Origin of the sequence: Pseudomonas sp. TH37 (assembly GCF_016650735.1) — a bacterium.
In the GTDB taxonomy this organism is placed as follows: Bacteria; Pseudomonadota; Gammaproteobacteria; order Pseudomonadales; family Pseudomonadaceae; genus Aquipseudomonas; species Aquipseudomonas farris.
In genome coordinates this window covers 506413-525244 of sequence record NZ_JAEKFD010000003.1, presented here as the reverse complement: position 1 = coordinate 525244, position 18832 = coordinate 506413, and the positions used below count along the sequence as shown (strand labels likewise).

19 protein-coding genes are annotated in these 18832 nt (G+C 58.7%); 5 read left to right on the top strand and 14 right to left on the bottom strand.

Annotated features, from left to right (window positions below):
* Positions 1-2: 2 nt before the first annotated feature.
* From ngg to JFU11_RS11640, 3 genes are all read left to right on the top strand, one after another.
* Positions 3-1748, top strand: a complete 1746-nt coding sequence (gene ngg, locus JFU11_RS11650) for an N-acetylglutaminylglutamine synthetase (RefSeq protein ID WP_123723123.1) — start codon at positions 3-5, stop codon at positions 1746-1748.
* A 162-nt stretch (positions 1749-1910) separates the two neighbouring features.
* Positions 1911-3101, top strand: a complete 1191-nt coding sequence (locus JFU11_RS11645) for an osmoprotectant NAGGN system M42 family peptidase (RefSeq protein ID WP_123723122.1) — start codon at positions 1911-1913, stop codon at positions 3099-3101.
* A gap of 189 nt (positions 3102-3290) precedes the next feature.
* Entirely contained in the window at positions 3291-3518 is a 228-nt protein-coding gene (locus tag JFU11_RS11640) for a YheU family protein (protein WP_003199186.1), read from the top strand.
* A 5-nt stretch (positions 3519-3523) separates the two neighbouring features.
* Here the strand turns inward: JFU11_RS11640 and csrA are convergent, their stop codons facing one another.
* From csrA to JFU11_RS11625, 3 genes are all read right to left on the bottom strand, one after another.
* Positions 3524-3709 carry a carbon storage regulator CsrA gene (gene csrA / locus JFU11_RS11635; RefSeq protein WP_030132007.1) on the bottom strand — a complete coding sequence of 62 codons (186 nt, stop codon included), beginning with the start codon at positions 3707-3709 and terminating at the stop codon, positions 3524-3526.
* 153 nt (positions 3710-3862) lie between these two features.
* Positions 3863-4195, bottom strand: a complete 333-nt coding sequence (locus tag JFU11_RS11630) for a YnfA family protein (RefSeq protein WP_123723121.1) — start codon at positions 4193-4195, stop codon at positions 3863-3865.
* 64 nt (positions 4196-4259) lie between these two features.
* Positions 4260-5075 carry an SDR family oxidoreductase gene (locus tag JFU11_RS11625; RefSeq protein WP_007899657.1) on the bottom strand — a complete coding sequence of 272 codons (816 nt, stop codon included), beginning with the start codon at positions 5073-5075 and terminating at the stop codon, positions 4260-4262.
* A gap of 292 nt (positions 5076-5367) precedes the next feature.
* Here JFU11_RS11625 and JFU11_RS11620 point away from each other — a divergent pair, with 292 nt between their 5' ends.
* On the top strand, positions 5368-5520 hold the full coding sequence (locus JFU11_RS11620) for a DUF3309 family protein (RefSeq protein WP_008012020.1): 153 nt from the start codon (positions 5368-5370) through the stop codon (positions 5518-5520).
* A 61-nt stretch (positions 5521-5581) separates the two neighbouring features.
* On the opposite strand, the gene JFU11_RS11615 is transcribed toward JFU11_RS11620, so the two are convergent.
* The 10 genes from JFU11_RS11615 to JFU11_RS11570 all read right to left on the bottom strand — a co-directional run bounded on the left by JFU11_RS11615 (position 5582) and on the right by JFU11_RS11570 (position 15431).
* Positions 5582-7675: an LTA synthase family protein gene (locus JFU11_RS11615; protein ID WP_123723120.1), complete on the bottom strand. Its 2094-nt coding sequence runs from the start codon at positions 7673-7675 to the stop codon at positions 5582-5584.
* Between the two features lie 630 nt (positions 7676-8305).
* Positions 8306-8908, bottom strand: a complete 603-nt coding sequence (locus tag JFU11_RS11610) for an START domain-containing protein (RefSeq protein WP_123723117.1) — start codon at positions 8906-8908, stop codon at positions 8306-8308.
* Positions 8909-8949: 41 nt separating this feature from the next.
* Positions 8950-9204 (bottom strand): YkgJ family cysteine cluster protein, encoded by a 255-nt coding sequence (locus JFU11_RS11605; protein ID WP_019582607.1) that lies wholly within the window; start codon positions 9202-9204, stop codon positions 8950-8952.
* A gap of 158 nt (positions 9205-9362) precedes the next feature.
* Positions 9363-9830: a translation initiation factor 2 gene (locus JFU11_RS11600; protein WP_123723116.1), complete on the bottom strand. Its 468-nt coding sequence runs from the start codon at positions 9828-9830 to the stop codon at positions 9363-9365.
* A gap of 86 nt (positions 9831-9916) precedes the next feature.
* Complete coding sequence (locus tag JFU11_RS11595) at positions 9917-11356, bottom strand: PLP-dependent aminotransferase family protein (protein WP_007903895.1); 1440 nt, start codon at positions 11354-11356, stop codon at positions 9917-9919.
* 286 nt (positions 11357-11642) lie between these two features.
* A complete protein-coding gene (locus JFU11_RS11590; protein WP_123723115.1) occupies positions 11643-12455 on the bottom strand; it encodes an OmpA family protein in 813 nt (270 codons plus the stop codon).
* Positions 12452-12808, bottom strand: coding sequence for a DUF4398 domain-containing protein (locus JFU11_RS11585; RefSeq protein WP_008073146.1), 357 nt, complete (start codon positions 12806-12808; stop codon positions 12452-12454). The genes JFU11_RS11590 and JFU11_RS11585 overlap by 4 nt, the downstream gene beginning before the upstream one ends.
* A 9-nt stretch (positions 12809-12817) precedes the next feature.
* The gene (locus JFU11_RS11580; RefSeq protein ID WP_123723114.1) at positions 12818-13654 is read right to left on the bottom strand and encodes a transporter substrate-binding domain-containing protein; all 837 of its coding nucleotides are present in this window, start codon (positions 13652-13654) and stop codon (positions 12818-12820) included.
* 82 nt (positions 13655-13736) lie between these two features.
* Positions 13737-14681 (bottom strand): FAD-binding protein, encoded by a 945-nt coding sequence (locus JFU11_RS11575; protein WP_201060659.1) that lies wholly within the window; start codon positions 14679-14681, stop codon positions 13737-13739.
* On the bottom strand, positions 14682-15431 hold the full coding sequence (locus JFU11_RS11570) for an electron transfer flavoprotein subunit beta/FixA family protein (RefSeq protein WP_003226982.1): 750 nt from the start codon (positions 15429-15431) through the stop codon (positions 14682-14684).
* A gap of 547 nt (positions 15432-15978) precedes the next feature.
* Between JFU11_RS11570 and JFU11_RS11565 the strand changes: the two genes are divergently transcribed.
* Positions 15979-17643 carry an electron transfer flavoprotein-ubiquinone oxidoreductase gene (locus JFU11_RS11565; RefSeq protein WP_201060658.1) on the top strand — a complete coding sequence of 555 codons (1665 nt, stop codon included), beginning with the start codon at positions 15979-15981 and terminating at the stop codon, positions 17641-17643.
* Positions 17644-17825: 182 nt separating this feature from the next.
* On the opposite strand, the gene JFU11_RS11560 is transcribed toward JFU11_RS11565, so the two are convergent.
* Entirely contained in the window at positions 17826-18716 is an 891-nt protein-coding gene (locus tag JFU11_RS11560) for an AraC family transcriptional regulator (protein WP_123723110.1), read from the bottom strand.
* Positions 18717-18832: the final 116 nt, after the last annotated feature.

Genomic DNA, 18832 nt, shown 5'->3' with positions numbered 1-18832 from the left:
CGATGAAACCTCACGCTACGGCTTATAGCCAACGCTTGTTGCGCGGTCAGGCGCCCTCCTACGAACGCTTGCAGGCGCGCCTGGCCGAAGACGGCAGTGAATTGGGCGCCGCGCCAATCGCGGTGCATTGCGGCTGGGGCCGGTTGCTGATCGGCCATACCTTTCCCGATGCCGCGAGCCTTGCCCTAGAGCTGCTCAATGAGCAGCCCGGTGAACGGGACATCGCCTTGTACGTTGCCGCGCCCCAGCAAGTGCTGGGGCTGGAGCCGGCCCAACTGTTCCTCGACCCGTCCGACACCTTGCGCCTGTGGTTCAGCGATTACCGCCAGGCCACCCGGGTGTTTCGCGGCTTCCGCATCCGTCGGGCGCAAAGCGAAGCTGATTGGCAGGCCGTCAATCAGCTGTATCAGGCGCGCGGCATGCTACCGATTGATGCGAGTTTGCTGACGCCTCATCACCAGGGCGGCCCGGTTTATTGGCTGGCCGAAGATGAGGACAGCGGCGCGATCATCGGCAGCGTCATGGGCCTGAATCATCACAAGGCCTTCAACGACCCGGAAAACGGCAGCAGCCTGTGGTGCCTGGCGGTCGATCCACAATGTTCCCGCCCAGGCGTCGGTGAAGTGCTGGTGCGGCACTTGATCGAACACTTCATGAGCCGTGGCCTGAGTTATCTGGACCTGTCTGTGCTGCACAACAACCGTCAGGCGAAAAGTCTTTACGCCAAGCTCGGTTTTCGCAACTTGTCGACCTTCGCCATCAAGCGCAAAAACGGCATCAACCAGCCGTTGTTTCTCGGCCCCGGCCCGGAAGCCGAGTTCAATCCGTATGCGCGAATCATCGTCGAGGAGGCTCATCGGCGCGGCATTGATGTGCAAGTGGATGACGCGCAAGCCGGTCTGTTCACCTTGATCCATGGCTGTCGTCGGGTACGTTGCCGCGAATCCTTGAGCGATCTGACCAGCGCCATCAGCATGACTTTGTGTCAGGACAAAAGCCTGACCCACAAGGTGCTGAAAAACGCCGGTCTTAAGCTGCCCGCCCAACAACTGGCGGGGAGCGCGGACGACAATCTGGCGTTTCTCGACGAGCACGAACGGGTGGTGGTCAAACCGCTGGACGGTGAACAGGGCCAAGGGGTGGCGGTTGATTTACGGACCATCGAAGAGGTCCAGCAAGCCATCGAAAACGCTCGTAAATTCGATAGTCGAGTGCTGCTGGAAAGTTTTCACGAAGGCCTCGACTTGCGGATTCTGGTGATCGGTTTCGAAGTGGTCGCGGCCGCCATTCGCCGGCCGGCGGAAGTGGTGGGCGATGGTCAGCATTCCATCGGTGCGCTGATCGAAGCCCAGAGCCGTCGCCGTCAGGCGGCGACCAGCGGTGAAAGCAAAATCCCGCAGGACCATGAGACCCAGCGCACGTTGCAGGCTGCGGGTTACGACTACAGCAGCATTTTGCCGGCCGGTGAGCATCTGTTCGTGCGGCGCACGGCGAATCTTCATACCGGCGGCATTCTTGAAGACGTTACGGCGATTCTGCATCCGACCTTGGTGGATGCGGCGGTGCGCGCGGCGCGGGCGCTGGATATTCCGATGGTCGGGCTCGACCTGATGGTGCCGGCCGCCGATCAGCCGGAGTATGTGTTTATCGAAGCCAACGAGCGCGCCGGGCTGGCCAACCACGAACCGCAGCCGACGGCCGAGCGGTTTGTGGATTTGTTGTTTCCGCATAGTCAGCCGGCGGTTTGACATTGATGTGTCGCCTGTTCCATCGCCATCGCGAGCAGGCTCGCTCCCACATTTGACCGCATTCCCCTGTGGGAGCGAGCCTGCTCGCGATGGGGCCCTCACAGGTCACACACTCTTTCCCTCATCGAAACCATCGATGCTCTCACTTCATCAGGAGTTTCCATGACCAGCAAAATTCCCGAACCGGACCTCAATTACCTGCAAAAAGTCCTGCTGGAAATGCTCGCCATTCCCAGCCCCACCGGGTTCACCGACACCATCGTGCGTTACGTCGCCGAGCGTCTCGAAGAGCTGGGCATTCCCTTTGAGATGACTCGTCGCGGCACCATCCGCGCCACCCTCAAAGGCAAGAAAAACAGCCCGGACCGCGCGGTCTCCGCTCACCTGGACACCATTGGCGCAGCAGTTCGCGCAATCAAGGACAACGGTCGCCTGACCCTGGCGCCGGTCGGTTGCTGGTCCAGCCGTTTTGCCGAAGGCAGCCGCGTCAGTCTGTTCACCGACAACGGTGTGATTCGCGGCAGCGTGTTACCGCTGATGGCTTCCGGGCACGCGTTCAATACTGCCGTGGATGAAATGCCGATCAGCTGGGATCACGTCGAATTGCGCCTGGACGCCTACTGCGCCACCCGCGCCGATTGCGATTCGCTGGGGATCAGCGTCGGTGATTTCGTCGCCTTCGATCCGTTGCCGGAGTTCACCGAAAGCGGCCACATCAGCGCCCGCCACCTCGATGACAAGGCCGGCGTTGCCGCCCTGCTGGCAGCGCTGAAAGCGATTGTCGACAGCGGCGAAGAGTTGATGATCGACTGCCATCCGCTGTTCACCATCACCGAAGAAACCGGCAGCGGTGCGGCGGCGGCCTTGCCTTGGGATGTCAGCGAATTCGTCGGCATCGACATCGCGCCGGTCGCGCCCGGCCAGCACTCCAGCGAACACGCGGTGAGTGTGGCAATGCAGGATTCCGGCGGGCCTTATGACTATCACCTGTCGCGCCACCTGCTGCGCCTGGCCAGCGACAACGAACTGCCGGCGCGCCGTGACCTGTTCCGCTATTACTTCAGCGATGCTCACTCGGCCGTCACTGCCGGTCACGACATTCGCACCGCTCTGCTGGCCTTCGGTTGCGACGCCACCCACGGTTATGAGCGCACGCACATCGACAGCCTCGCCGCCCTCAGCCGCCTGCTCGGCGCCTACATCCTCAGCCCGCCGGTGTTCGCCAGCGATGCACAACCGGCCAAGGGATCGCTGGACCGGTTCAGTCACCAGATCGAACACGAGACGCAGATGGAAAGCGATACGCGGGTGCCGTCGGTGGATAGTTTGATTGGGCAGCGTTCGGAGGGCTGAGTCAAATTCGAGATGTGTAGCGCATGAAATATCGCTATCGCGAGCAGGCTCGCTCCCACAGGAGTACACCGTTTACTGTGGGAGCGAGCCTGCTCGCGATAGCGCTGGATCAGACGCCACATGAGCCCCAGGCTAGCCGCAACCGCCCATTCGCCGTAGCATCGCACCATTGTTTAGCCGAGGTGCCTTATGCTGATCCCCCACGACCAACTTGAAGTCGACACGCTGACCCGCCTGATCGAGGATTTCGTGACCCGCGACGGCACGGACAACGGCGATGACACACCGCTGGAAACCCGCGTATTGCGTGTTCGTCAGGCATTGACCAAGGGCCAGGCGCTGATCGTCTTCGATCCGGAAAGCGAGCAATGCCAGTTGATGCTCAAGCACGACGTGCCCAAGCACCTGTTCGACTGAGGTTCTTAACGGGCTTTGGCTTTGGCCTGTTTGATCTGGATGCGCTCATAGACTTCAGCGCGATGTACGTTGACCTGCTGTGGCGCTTCAACACCGAAGCGCACGCTGCTTCCGTTAACGGCGAGAACCCGCACGGTGATGTTGTCACCAATGGAAATCAACTCGCCCACAACGCGACTGAGTACAAGCATGGCATTCATCCTTCAGGGTTACCGGCCCTTGAAGATGCCCGGTGCATGGCGGCTGTTCAATGCAGTGGCAGCAAAACAGTCCCGCCCTACAGCCCATGATTTATCACCCTGACGGACGCGTCCGACAAACCGGTTGAATGAAGGACCGATCCTTCAGGAAGCGGAGAGACGCGGGCCGAACAAGATGACCGTCGCGCCGATCACACACAGCGCCACGCCGATCCAGTCCGAGCCCAGGGGACGAATCCGCTCGACCACCGCCAGCCAACCGATCGACGCAATGATGTAGATGCCGCCGTAGGCGGCATAGGCGCGGCCGGCGTAGCTTGCTTCGACCCGGGTCAGCAGCACCGCGAACAAGATCAGGCTGAGCAACGCCGGGATGATCCACCAAGCGCTTTTACCTTGGCGCAACCACATCCAGAACGCGAAGCAGCCAGCGATTTCGAACAGTGCGGCGAGGAAAAACCACAGGTAATTGATCATGCAGATGTCTCGTGAGGATGGCCGGTTGCGGCCACCCTAACGACGGTATTGCGCACGGGCAAGTTCAGCCTGCGGATTGTTTGGCCTTGGCGCGCATTTTGTCGGCCATTACGGTCATTTCGTTGTAGAGCACTTGCGGGTCTTTTTGCTTGATCGCCCAGGCCATGCGGCCCTGTTCGTGAGGCAGGATCAAGAATTCGCCGGCGGCGACCTGCTGATAGATGTAGTCGGCAATGTCGGCAGCGCTGATCGGCGAACTTTCCAGCAATTTGCCGACCTGGGCTTTCATGGCCGGGGTCGGGCCGCGGAAGGAGTCCAGCAAGTTGGTCTGGAAGAACGACGGGCAAACGACATGCACGCTGACTTCCTCGTGGGCCAGTTCGATCAACAGACTCTCGGACAAAGCCACCACTCCCGCCTTGGCCACGTTGTAGTTGCTCATGGCCGGACCTTGCATCAGTGCGGCCATCGAGGCGATGTTGATGATCTTGCCTTTGCTTTTCTCCAGCAGCGGCAGGAAGGCCTTGCAGCCCTTGACCACGCCCATCAGGTTGATCGCGATCTGCCAGTCCCAGTCTTCCAGCGACAGTTCACTGAAGAACCCGCCCGAGGCCACGCCGGCGTTGTTGACGATGACATCGATGCCGCCGAACTTCTCTTCACAGGCTTGGGCAAAAGCCGTCAGCTGGCTGTAGTCGCGCACATCGCAACGCTGGATGAAACCGTCACCGCCGGCTTCGCGAACCAGTTTCAGGGTTTCTTGCAAACCGGGTTCACTGACATCCGACAAGGCCAGCTGCCAGCCTTCACGCGCCCAGCGCAGCGCGATTTCGCGACCCAGGCCTGAGCCCGCGCCAGTGATCATCATGCGATTCTGCATAGCAAACAGCCTTGTTGTTCCGGGGAAGATGCACCGAGTGTAGCGAAGGATAATGCGCGACCCACGCTCCATCAGATTGCTGAATGGCCAGCAATGAACCACGGCGCGGTCTGGTTGTTTCAACTTTGAGACGCAGTAAAAGAAATAAACATACTTTCCAAATACATTAAAAAAAACTGGAATTTTTCTTCATATCCATGAGTCGGATTTTGTAAGCAGCTAGGATTAATACAAGTCCAGCTGATGGCTAAACCCTAGGTCAATCCACAACGCTTCCAACAAGGAAACAGACATGGGCACAATTCTTATCGTTATTCTTATCCTGTTGTTGATAGGTGGCTTGCCGGTCTTCCCGCACTCCAGAAGTTGGGGTTACGGCCCGTCCGGTATCATCGGCGTGGTGTTGGTGGTGCTGTTGATCCTGCTGCTGCTTGGCAAGATATAAAGATTTTTCCGGCAAAAAAAAAGAGGCCCTTGAAGGGGCCTCTTTTGTATTGCGCAAAAACTTAGTCCGGCTTGCCGTCAACCACACCGGCGGTGTTATCGATCAGGCTTTTGGTGGCCGTCTGGATGAACGACTCGAGCTTCTGCTTGAGCGCCGCTTCGTCAGCCGATGCCGGGATCACTTCACCTTTCGGGTTGGCGCCCAGTTCGTATTGATACAACTTCGGCGGCATCTCTTTGGGCAATACCAGTACGCGATCCGCAGTCAGCAACGCCACCGTCTGATCGCTGCCCGACGGTTTGATCATGCCAAAGCCCTTGTCGCCTTCCGGCAGGTTCAGCAAGTCACGACCCCAGCATTGATGAACCACGTCACCACCGATACGGCCCATGATAGTCGGCACGATGTCGATCTGGGTGCCCACTGTGTGGTCGAGCTGACCAAATTTTTCCTGGACGCCCGGCCCGATCATCAGCATCGGCACGTTGAAGCGGCCCAGGTCCATTTCGGTGATCTGCTGCTCGTTGCCAAAACCATGATCGCCGACGACCACGAACAGGGTTTCCTTGAAGTACGGCTCTTTGCGGGCCTGTTCAAAGAACTGACCCAACGCCCAGTCGGAGTAGCGCATGGCGGTCAAGTGTTCGTTGAGGTTGCCACGATCGGTCACAGGCTTCACCGGCAATGGCGTCGGCAAGGCGTACGGCGTGTGGTTGGACAGCGTTTGCAGCAAGGCATAGAACGGCTTTTTGTCCTTGCCATCGCGGGCCTTCAACTCCTCCAGACCACGGTTGAACATGTCCTGGTCGGACACGCCCCAGGTCGGATCGGAGAACACCGGGTTGACGAAGTCATTACGCCCGATGAAATTGGTCATGCCCTGGTTGCTGAAGAAACCCGACTGGTTGTCCCAGGCGAAGTCGCCGTTGTAAACGTACACATCATCGTAGTCACGGGCGCTGAGCAACTGCGGCAGACCGGACAGTTTATGGCTGCCTTCAGGCGTCTGCATCAGGTATTCGAAACCCGGCAAGTTCGGGAAGCAGGCCATGGTGGCGAACATACCCTGGTGGGTATGGGTGCCGTTGGAGAAGAAACGGTCGAACAACAGACCTTCTTTCGACAGTTTGTCGAAGTACGGTGTGATTTCACCCGGACGCCCCAGAGCACCCACCGAGTGACCGGCGAAGCTTTCCATCAGGATCACCACGACGTTCTTGATCGGCAGTGTCTTGTTGGTGTCGGGGCTGTAGTTGCGACGCACCGCGGCAGTCTCGGGATCGACCAGCTTGTCGCTCGGGGTCAGCAACAAATCGCGCAGGGTCTGCTGGGCCAAAGGCTGCGGCAGCGTTGCCTTCCAGACATTGTCGCGATGTTCGGACATCCGGCTCTTGGCCGCCGCGATCAGCGATAGTGTGCCGTTGAGGCCCAGCTGGTTGGCGAAATTCGAATCGGTGGTGTAAACGTCACCCCAACGCAGGGGTGGGCCCTGACGCAGGGTGCCACGAGCGGCGACCACGCAGACCAGCAGGCAGACCACGAACACCACACCGCGCGCATACCACGGAGCGACCTGCCGCGTACTAATGCTGCCACCGCTGAACGGCCCGCGAGGACGCGTGGCGCGGTCGGCGCCCTTGAACGCGAGGGTCAGAATCAACGTGCCCACGGCCCAGGCCAACAGGTAGCGAACCACCGGAAAACCGTACCAAAGCATGCTCATCACGGTTTTCGGGTCTTCTTTCACGTACTGGAAGACCAGGCCGTTGAGGCGCTGGTGGAACTCGCGGTAAAAGTCCATCTCCATCAGGCCGAGGAACAGCGCGATGCTCGAGGCAACGGTCAGCCATAGCCGGAAGAATCCGCGGGCAGCCATCGCCCGGGCGCTGAACAATGCCAGCAGCAGCGGAATGCTGAGGTAAACCACCAGACGCAAGTCGAAACGCAGGCCGTTGGCGAACGCTTCCAGAAAGGTCGAAGCCGGTGTATCGAGGATCATCGAGCGGTTGTAGACCAGCAGCGCCACGCGCAGCAGGCTGAACATGACCATCATGACCAGGGCACACAACAGTGTGTAGGCCAGATGCGATTTGACGGTCGGTTGCAGCAGGCGACTAGAAGCTCGCTGCTGACTCAGGGCGTCCGGGTTTGCCATGTCGTTTTAGGACCCATTGGAAGTTGAAGTTTCAAAAATACAGCGGTGCCTTGCCTGATGCCGGTCGGTTAAGCGAGCAGACCCTGTGGGAGCGGGCTTATGTGGCGAGGGGGCTTGCCCCCGTTCGAGTGCGCAGCGCTCGCAAATTTTTGGGTCCGCTGCGCGGCCCAACGGGGGCAAGCCCCCTCGCCACAAGCCCGCTCTCACATGAATTGCGCTTGACCAACCGGCATCAGCTGTCTCGCCCTCTGTTGGCCATCCTCGGCCCGGGGCGTGCGCGGTGCGCAAATGTTGCACGATCAACCGCGGCATTACCATTGATTACTAACCCGCAGGCCGACTGTCGCTTGTAGCGCTCTGGGACAAGAGACGTGACGCAAAGTTGCGGAGACGGACTGGTTGGGCGCGGGTGAATTGTCTTGGAGACTTTGTGAAAATTTCGTTCAACGCATATCCAGAAACAAAATAAAGCCGTGATACTGAACCTGTGGCGAGGGAGCTTGCTCCCGCTGGACTGCCAAGCAGTCCCATTTTTGGGGCCACTGCGCGGCCCAGCGGGACCAAGCTCTCTCGCCACAGGTTATTCATCGGGGTGTTTGTCGAACAGGCCATATCAAAAGAGTTGGGTGGTTATTTCTCGGCGCGTTCTTTCAGGGCTTTGAGGGTATTGAACGGCGCATCGACCACAAACTTGTTGGCCAGCCACGACGGCACGCTGCCGCCGGGTTCGGTATGGGCTTGATAAGTCACTTCGACTTGATCGCCCTTAGGAACGAGCTTCCAGAAACCTTTGACCTGGGCGACCCGTACAAAACCTTTTTCTTCCGGAAGGTACTTCGGCTGTCCTTCCAGCTCGCGGGTCAGGCTGCCATCGGCGCCTTCAACGGTGGTGACATGCAACACGGAGTCGCGAGGAGTGACCGGCCAAGGGGTATTGAACTGGGTGTAGGTCCAGCTCTGGTTACCTTCATGCTTGAGCAACTTCTGAGTCTTGCACTCGTGAATCCATGCACAGGCACCCGGCACGTCTTCCTGCAATGCACGCAGTTTGGCCATGGTGGTCTTCATGACGGTCACGCCACGGTAAGCCTTGTATTGGGAACCGGCCACTTCACTCAAGGACACCTTGATGCCCTCTTCTTCCTTGGCGGTTTTCCATTCTTCGGCCTGGGCCGTGGAGGCCAGCAAAACCGTCAAACCACACAGCACAGCGATACGATGCAGCGAACCCATAGTCTTATTCCTTATTGTTGAAGTTCCGTTCGTTGAACACATCACGCGGCCGTCATTTGCTCCCACCAGCCCAGCAACTTGATCGCTTCGTCGCTGCTGCTTCCACAGACCTCGACATCGGCTTCAAATGCCGAACACACCGCAGGACGTTCCGGCTTGCCGAAAATGCTGCACAGGTTATCGGCAGACAGCTGTACGCAACGTTCTCCGGCGGCTTTGCCATTGGGCATTCCGGGAATCGGCGAACTGATGGAAGGGGCAATGCAACAGGCGCCACAGCCTTCACGGCATCTCATGACGACAAGCTCCTCGCGACGGGTAAAGGGACGTGGCACAGAGTAACGGCTAAAACGACTGTTTTAAATTACCTGAGCCCAGGTTTTTTCGCTCAAACGAACGTGACTGACCAGTCTCCGACAAAGTGTCTGGTCCGCGGGTCACGAATGGGAGGGATTTACTGCTTGAACTCGAATTCCAGCGCCGCGCCTTCAACTTCCCGACGCTCTTCATTGCGCAGTTGCAGCTGCATTTCGTTGCTGAGCAAACGACCGTTGAGCTGGAACGGGCTGCTCTTGTCACCGAACATTTGCGGCAACAGCGCATCGTGTCGGGGCAACTGTACCGTGCCGACCGGCTTCAGTTCTTCGACCATGTCCTTGGGCAAGCTCAAATCGAGATTTGCCGAAGGGAGTTTGGTTTTCACGACTTCACTGGCCGGTTTCGACTTGGAAGCAATGGGGGAACGTTTTTTGACCGCTGCAGCTTTCTTTTTGACCGGTGTGGCCTTTTTGACCGGTGCTGCTTTTTTCGCGGTTGTGCTGGCTGACGGTTTTTCCTGAACGGAAGCCGCCATGACGCCTTCCGGGTGACAGGTCATTAACAGGCAGATCAACAACCAGGCGGCAGAAAAAATCGGCTTCATGGACCCAACGCGTGAACGACAGAAGGCTATATGCTCGCCTGTTGGAGACGACAAGACAAGCGGCCAGTTCAGAACTGCCCAGCTGCTCAAAAACCGCTCGCCGTCTCCTGACAAAGTTGCGTCGCCAGCAACCCCAACGTCATCAATGCACGCTCGGCCTCGCGGTTCCAGGGGATGCCACAGTTCAGGCGAATGCAGTGATTGAACTGCTCGGTATTACTGAAAATCAGCCCCGGCGCAATGCTGATGCCCTGCTGCAACGCACGCACATGCAGTTCCTGCGTGTTGACCCGCCCCGGCAAGCTGACCCACAGAATGAAGCCACCGGTGGGCCGGGTCATCTGTGTGCCTTCCGGGAAGTACTGCTGCACCGCCAGCTGAAAAGCACTGAGGTTCTTGCGGTACTCCTGACGGATGTAGCGCAAATGCCGGTCGTAACCGCCGTTCTCCAGATAGGCCGCGATGCCCATTTGCGTGACGCTGCAGGCTGAATGGGTACTGAAGGTCTGCAAGCGCTGGATTTCCTGCTGGTACTTGCCGGCAATCATCCAGCCGATGCGCACACCGGGCGACAGGGTCTTGGAGAAGCTGGAGCAATAGATCACCCGATCCAGACGGTCATAGGCCTTGAGCGATTTGGTGCGGCCCTGCTCGAACATCAGCTCGCCGTAAATATCGTCTTCGACGACCTGGATATCGAAATCCGAGGCCAGGCGCAGCAATTGTTTCTGCCGCTCTTCGGGCATGGTGCCGCCCAGAGGATTGCTCAGGCGCGTGGTCAGCACCAGCGCCTTGATCGACCACTGGTTGGCCGCCAGCTGCAAGGCCTCGAGGCTCATGCCGGTGGCTGGATCGCTAGGGATCTCGATGACTTTCAGCCCCAGCAGGTCGGCCAGTTGCAGCAAACCGTAATAGGTCGGCGACTCGGCCGCGATCAGATCACCCGGCCGGGTCAACACGCGCAGAGACATCTGCAACGCATCGACGCAGCCGTGGGTGATCACCACTTCCGATGGATCGACCACCACGCCGGCATCGCGCATGCGGATCGCCACTTGCCGACGCAACGGCTCGAAACCGGGGCTGAACATGTAGCTGAACGCCCGCGGGCTATGGAAACGGGTGACTTTGGCCAGTTGCTGATGCAGCGCCCGCACCGGTAAGTAGTCGACGCTTGGTACGGCGGCGCCCAACGGGAAGACGCCTTCGCGGCGGGATTCAACCAGGACTTGCTGAATGATGCTGCTGCGGGTGACGAGGCCAGGTCGCTCAACCCGGGCAATGTCCGGGGTTGGCGCCGTGAGCGCTGGCGTCTGGTGCACGTAGTAACCGGATTGCGGCCGGGCACGGATCAGCCCCTGATCCTCAAGGTTGGCGTAGGCCTGCAACACCGTTGCATGGCTGACGTTGAGCTGCGAGCTCATCTTGCGCACCGAAGGCACGCGCTCCCCGGGTTGATAGACACCGCGGCGGATGTCTTCGGCCAGTTGCTGAGCAATTCGTTGATAGAGCAAGAGATTGGTCATGACGCAGCACTCGATTTCACGGGCATTTTATTCTTGTGTGAAACAATACCGGAACAGTTTGGAAGTGTACTGGGACAGTTGTCACAATAGTCGACCGTACAGTGCATTGTCAGCAAAAACTGTACTGTTTTTATGGAGAGTATTGCGCTGATTGGCAGGCACAAAAAAACCCGGCACTGCTGACAGGCCGGGTTGTAGGAGCTGTCGAGTGAAACGAGGCTGCGATCTTTCCAGGCCCACTTGAGTATCAAGAGCAAGATCAAAAGATCGCAGGCTCCGCCAGCTCCTACCTGGCGGCGCCGAGCTGGCCTTTTTCGTCGGAGAACACAATTTCCACTCGACGGTTCTGCGCACGCCCGCGCTCGGAAGCGTTCACGTCCACCGGGTATTCATCGCCGTAGCCTTCGACTTTGATACGTTTGTCGTCGATGCCCAGGTCCATCAGCACATCCGCCACCGATTGCGCACGGTCGCGGGACAGCTTGAGATTTTCCTGTTTACCGCCAGTGCTGTCGGTATAGCCCTCGATCCGCACCACGCGCTTGGGATTGAGCTGCAAGAACTGGACGATCTTCAGCACCACGCGGTTTGCCGAGCTTTTCAGCTCTGCTTCACCGGTATCGAACAGCACATCGCCCAAGGTCATCACCAGACCACGGTCGGTTTGGGTGGTCGCCAGCGCCACGATCTGCTCTTCGAGCCACTTGCCCTGTTGCTGCACGCTGAGCAGCTTGGACTCACGCAGGGCCAATTGCAGGCGCTGACGCTCGAGTTCGAGCTTCGCCGCGCGTTCTTCGTTGAGCACTTGATTAGTGTGTTCCCGGGCGATTTCGCTGTAGCGCTGGCTCAGGTAGGCGTAATGCACAACGTCCGAACCGCTGCCCCAGTAGCTGGACAGACGATCGGCGCGGGCCAGGGATTCGCCGGCACGGATCACGTCTTTGGGCGCAATGCGCAGCACGTTGGAGTCTTCCTTGACCTTCTGGAAGTCGGTGCCGGCCTGCTGCAATGCGGTTTCGCTGTGTTGACCGGCGCAGCCATAAAGGCTTGCGCAGCCAGCCAGGATCAAGCCGCCGAGTGCTTTGGTCTTCAGGCTCATTGGGCATCTCCCAGTTGCTTGCGCAGGCGAGTGATGCGGGTATTGAGCACGTTCAACTGCTCCTCGCTCTTGAGGGTCAGAACCCGGGCTTCGGCCAGACGCGCGTCCAGCTCGGCCTGTTCGGCCCGCATGCGCGCATTCTTGAAGGACTGGTCGGCCATGTTGCCCTTGGCACGCTTGAACTTGTCTTCAGCCAGTTTCAGTTCCGGCACTTCGTCGGCGGTAGCACCCACGGCCTTGGCTTGTTCGAGTGCCTGTTCGGTCAGGCGTATTTGTTCATTCGGCGCCGGGTCGGCTGCACAACCCGCCAGAGCCAGAACGGCCAGGGCAGCGAAAAGAGGTCGAATACTCACTAAAAATCCCTACTGTTTTGGGGTACTGACAGGTTGTGGCTGCGGTTGTGAACGTTGCGTTTTCCAACGCTCGATATTGCGCAGCAGCGCAGCTTCCGTCAGTCCGGACGCGGGCAATTCTGTCATCTTTTTGGCCAGCTGTCCGCGCAACCAAGGATCGTTGCAGGCAGAGTTATGGGAAACCGCGAGATACAGGCCGGGTTTGTCGATGGGTTGTGGGTGAGCCATCAAGTCATCGGCCATGCCCAGCGTTTGCACCATGGCCATGCCCGAGTAGCGTCCGGCGAGGACAAATTCCACCTCGTTCAGCAGCAATTTCTGAAAGGCCTGGGTCAGATTGGGCGTGCGCACCAGGGTCAATTGCTGCTCGGCGAAAGTGCCGAACGAGGGGGTCACTCGAGCCTTTTCCGACAAGGCACCGGGATGACCGTGAAGGTCTTGCGCTTCGTTGTAGACCAGTAACGAGTCGTTACGGGTCCAGACCAGATAATCGTTTTCCAGCAGCGGTGGATGGATGTAATCCAGATTTTCCAGCTCACTGACCATCAATGGCGCATCGGCCAGCATGTCCATGCGCCCGCTGCGCACTTCGTCCAGGGCCTGGGAGCGTTTGCCGGCATAAAGCAGCTCGACCTTGATGCCCAACTCCCCCGCCACTTGCTGCAACAGGTCGGCGCTCGCGCCTATCAGGTACTTGGGGTTATGCGGGTCTTGCCACAGGTACGGCGGCGCGTCCGGGCTGCCGGTCACCACCAGGCGCTCGCATTTGCCCGCGGCTATGGATAGCCCCGGCAACAGCGTCAGCCCCAACAGTAATGACCAGCCACATACGCGGCGCAAATCCATGACGACACTCCCTACAACCCAATATTTTCGCAAAAAAAAGCCCGACCAAAAGGTCGGGCTCTTTATAAGTCAAGCTGCCGGATTAGACCAGCTTCTCGAACTCGGGGATAGCTTCGAACAGGTCTGCCACCAGGCCATAATCGGCCACCTGGAAGATCGGCGCTTCTTCGTCCTTGTTGATCGCAACGATCACTTTGGAGTCTTTCATGCCGGCCAGGTGCTGGATCGCGCCGGAAATACCGACGGCAATGTACAGCTGTGGAGCAACGATCTTGCCGGTCTGACCGACTTGCATGTCGTTGGGTACAAAACCTGCGTCGACCGCGGCGCGGGAAGCACCGACGGCAGCACCCAGCTTGTCGGCCAGGGCGTACAGGTGTTTGAAGTTGTCGCCATTCTGCATGCCGCGACCGCCGGAAACGACGATTTTGGCAGCGGTCAGTTCCGGCCGATCGGACTTGGCCAGTTCTTCACCAACGAAGCTCGAAGTGCCAGCGTCGTGAGCAGCCGCAACTGCTTCAACGGCAGCCGAACCACCTTCAGCAGCAACCGGGTCGAAACCGGTGGCACGCACGGTGATCACTTTGACTGCAGCGTTGGACTGTACGGTAGCAATGGCGTTACCGGCGTAGATCGGGCGCTTGAAGGTATCAGCGCTTTCGACCGAGATGATCTCGGAGATCTGGTCAACGTCCAGGGTCGCGGCAACGCGCGGCAGGATGTTTTTGCCGTTCGAAGTAGCGGCAGCCAGGATGTGGCTGTAAGCCTTGCCCCCCGCTTCTTGAACAAGAGCAGCAACCAGCGGAGCAACGTTCTCCGGCAGTTGATGAGCGTAAGCGGCGTTGTCGGCCACCAGCACTTTGGCCACACCAGCGATTTTCGCAGCGGCTTCAGCCACGGCGCCAGCGCCCTGACCTGCAACCAGAACGTGGATATCACCACCGATCTTGGCAGCAGCAGCCACAGTGTTCAGCGTGGCCGGGGCCAGTACTTTGTTGTCGTGTTCAGCAATAACCAAGATAGTCATTTAGATTACCTTCGCTTCGTTTTTCAGTTTCTCGACCAGTTCAGCCACCGACTTGACCTTGATACCCGCGCTGCGTGCAGCCGGCGCTTCGACTTTCAGGGTCTTGTTGGTGGAGGCGGTGGAAACGCCCAAAGCGTCCGGAGTCAGCACTTCGAGAGGCTTCTTCTTGGCTTTCATGATGTTTGGCAGAGACGCGTAGCGCGGCTCGTTCAAACGCAGGTCGGTGGTGACGATGGCCGGCAGTTTCAGGGAAACTGTCTGCGCGCCGCCGTCGATTTCACGGGTCACGGCAACGCTGTCGCCGGACACTTCGACTTTCGAAGCGAATGTGCCCTGACCGTAGCCGCTCAATGCAGCGAGCATCTGGCCAGTCTGGTTGTTGTCGCTGTCGATGGCTTGTTTGCCGAGGATCACCAGCTGAGGCTGTTCCTTGTCGACAACAGCTTTCAACAACTTGGCAACGGCCAGGGAAGTCAGATCTTCAGCGGATTCGACGAGGATGGCGCGGTCGGCACCCAGAGCCAGCGCGGTGCGCAGTTGCTCTTGAGCGGTGGACGGGCCGATGGAGACGACGACGATTTCAGTCGCAACGCCTTTCTCTTTCAGACGTACGGCTTCTTCCACTGCGATTTCGCAGAACGGGTTCATCGACATCTTGACGTTAGCGAGGTCGACGCCGGAATTGTCCGCCTTGACACGAACCTTGACGTTGTAATCCACAACGCGTTTGACAGCTACAAGAACCTTCATGGATTCCTCGTTACTCTCCGGTGAAAAGAAAGTCGCCTAGGCGAACCTGGCGGTTGATGCTCATCGGCGCAAGGGCACCTCTAAAAACGCTGGCAGGTGTATCGGGTGAACGTTGCTCACGAAGCTGATAACCGTTCGTCAGTGGTGACCGACAAGTCATTCATAATCGCGGCGTGTAAACTGCGCGCCTGACCTGTGCTACGCATCACCTTGTACTGCCATCGCCCTGTCTTTAGAGGTGCTCTTGAAACCAACAGTCAGCCTACGGCGAGCGCAAAACCGCCCGTATCTTGACCGGAACACCTATTCCGGTCAATACGGCAAAATGGCCAGTCATAAGCCGCGTGACTTTGATTTCTCTGGCTTTGAGCCCATTCAAACAAACGTTTGTATTGGACGCTAGGAGTGGTGTAGATATAATGCGCCACCTAGAGAGAAAGGTGGGTCATCCATTGTCCCTTCCGGCAGTTACCGGAGGAAATAATGGATGCAACGCCAAACCTCCAATTAGAAAAAAAACTGTTGAGCCTTGAGTAGGAGATAGCCTGTGGAACGCGAATACATGGAATTCGACGTGGTCATCGTCGGTGCCGGCCCCGCTGGCCTGTCCGCCGCCTGCCGTTTGAAGCAGAAGGCCGCCGAAGCCGGTAAGGAAATCAGCGTCTGCGTGGTCGAAAAAGGCTCCGAAGTCGGCGCTCACATTCTGTCCGGTGCCGTGTTCGAACCACGTGCCCTGAACGAACTGTTCCCGGACTGGAAAGAACTCGGCGCGCCGCTGAATACGCCAGTTACACGCGATGACATCTTCGTTCTGAAAAACGCCGACAGCGCGCAGAAGATTCCTGACCTCTTTGTGCCCAAGACCATGCACAACGAAGGCAACTACATCATCTCCCTGGGCAACCTGTGCCGCTGGCTGGCCCAGCAGGCCGAGAACCTGGGCGTTGAAATCTACCCGGGCTTCGCCGCGCAGGAAGCACTGTTCGACGAGAACGGTGTAGTTCGCGGGATCATCACCGGCGATCTGGGCGTTGACCGCGAAGGCAATCCGAAAGAAGGCCTGTACACCCCAGGCATGGAACTGCGTGCAAAGTACACGCTGTTCGCCGAAGGTTGCCGCGGCCATATCGGCAAGCAGCTGATCAAGCGCTTCAACCTCGACAGCGAAGCCGACGCCCAGCACTACGGCATCGGCCTGAAAGAAATCTGGGAAATCGACCCGGCCAAGCACCAGCCAGGCCTGGTGGTCCATACCGCCGGTTGGCCGCTGGACATCATGGGCACCGAGAACACTGGGGGCTCGTTCCTCTACCACCTGGAAAACAACCAGGTGGTGGTCGGTCTGATCGTCGATCTTTCCTACAGCAACACCTTCCTGTCGCCGTTCGACGAGTTCCAGCGCCTCAAGCATCACCCGGTGCTCAAGCAGTACCTGGAAGGCGGCAAGCGCATCAGCTACGGCGCGCGTGCTATCTCCAAAGGCGGCTTGAACTCGCTACCGAAAATGGTCTTCAAGGGCGGCGCGCTGATCGGTTGCGACCTCGGCACGCTGAACTTCGCCAAGATCAAAGGCAGCCACACCGCGATGAAGTCCGGCATGCTCGCCGCTGACGCCGTGGCCGACGCGCTGTTTGCTGAAAAGGACGGCACCGAAGAGCTGACCACTTACGTCGACGCCTTCAAGAAGAGCTGGCTCTACGACGAACTGTTCGCCAGCCGCAACTTCGGCCCGGCGATGCACAAATTCGGCCCGATTCTCGGCGCGGCGTTCAACTACATCGACCAGAACTGGTTCGGCGGCAAACTACCGTTCACCCTGCGCGACACCAAGCCCGATTACGCTTGCCTGAAACTGGCAGCCGACTGCAAGAAGATCGACTACCCGAAACCGGACGGCAAGATCAGCTTCGACAAACTCAGCTCGGTGTTCATCTCGGGTACCAACCACGAAGAAGAACAGCCTTGCCACCTGAAGCTGGCCGACGCGAGCATTCCGATCGGCAAGAACCTGCCGATGTACGATGAACCTGCCCAGCGTTACTGCCCGGCCGGCGTGTACGAAGTGGTGACCCAGGAAGACGGCGAGAAGCGCTTCCAGATCAACGCCCAGAACTGCGTTCACTGCAAGACCTGCGACATCAAGGACCCTGCACAGAACATCACCTGGGTGGCGCCGGAAGGCTCTGGTGGCCCGACTTACCCGAACATGTAAGTCAAATCGCTGAACATCAAGGCTCCCTAAATGGGGGCCTTTTTGTTGCCCGCAATTCAAGCGTCAACACAAGACCTTGTGGGAGCGGGCTTGCCCGCGATGACGGTTTATCATCCAACATCAAAGTCGACTGACCCACCGCAATCGCGGGCAAGCCCGCTCCCACAGGGATTCGTGGCGTATCAGGCTGCCCGCTCATCCCCAGGATTGCGCTCAAAGTAACGCTTGTACTCACGACTGAACTGCGACGTGCTCTGATACCCCACCCGATGCGCCACCTGGGCCACGCCCAACCCCTCTCCCAGCAACAACTGCTGGGCCCTGAGCAAGCGCAAACGCTTCAAATACTGCACCGGCGACAACAAAGTGCTGCGTTTGAAATGCTCATGAAACGTCGACGCGCTCATGTTCGCGCAACTGGCCAGGGTCTCGACGTTCAGCGGCTCGGTGTAATGCGCATGCAGATGACTTAGGGACGCCGCGATCCGTGCGAACTGCCCCTGTTGCTCCACCAACGCTCGCAACACATCGGCTTGCGGACCGCGCAACGCCACGAACAACAATTCACGCAAGCGCGCCGTGCCCATGATCTGGCACTCCAGCGGATCGTGCAGGCAGCGCAACAACCGTTCCACACAACCGCGCATGGCATCGTCGAGCACCGCCGAGGTCATGGACTCGGGCGTCTGTGCGGGAACAGTGCGCCCCGGCGACAGCCCCATGGCCAGCACCAACTCACCGAGCATCACCCGGTCAATGGCGATGGAAACGCCCAGCATCGGGCCATCCGGAGCCGAAAACGTTTCGCACTCGAAGGGCACCGGCAACGCCTGAATCAGGTAATGCCCGGCACCATATTCCAGCGTACGCGGCCCCAGATACGCCAACTTGCTGCCTTGGGCGATGATGACCAGGCTTGGCTCGTAGATTTGCGGGCCACGGGCCATATCACAACTGGCGCGCAAAACCTGCACGCCCGGCAACGTGGTAGGAGCGAAACCGTCTCGGGTGGTCAGAGGCTTAATCAGCGAAACCAGCGTGGCATTGGCATCGAGATGACGGGTCAACAACATGAGGAGCTCTTCACAAAAAAAGTCGCGAAAAAAGGGATGAAAACATCATCGCAGGTCTGATGGCCAATGCACTCCATCAAACGCACATGCCGGAGGATTAGGCATGACACCCGGAG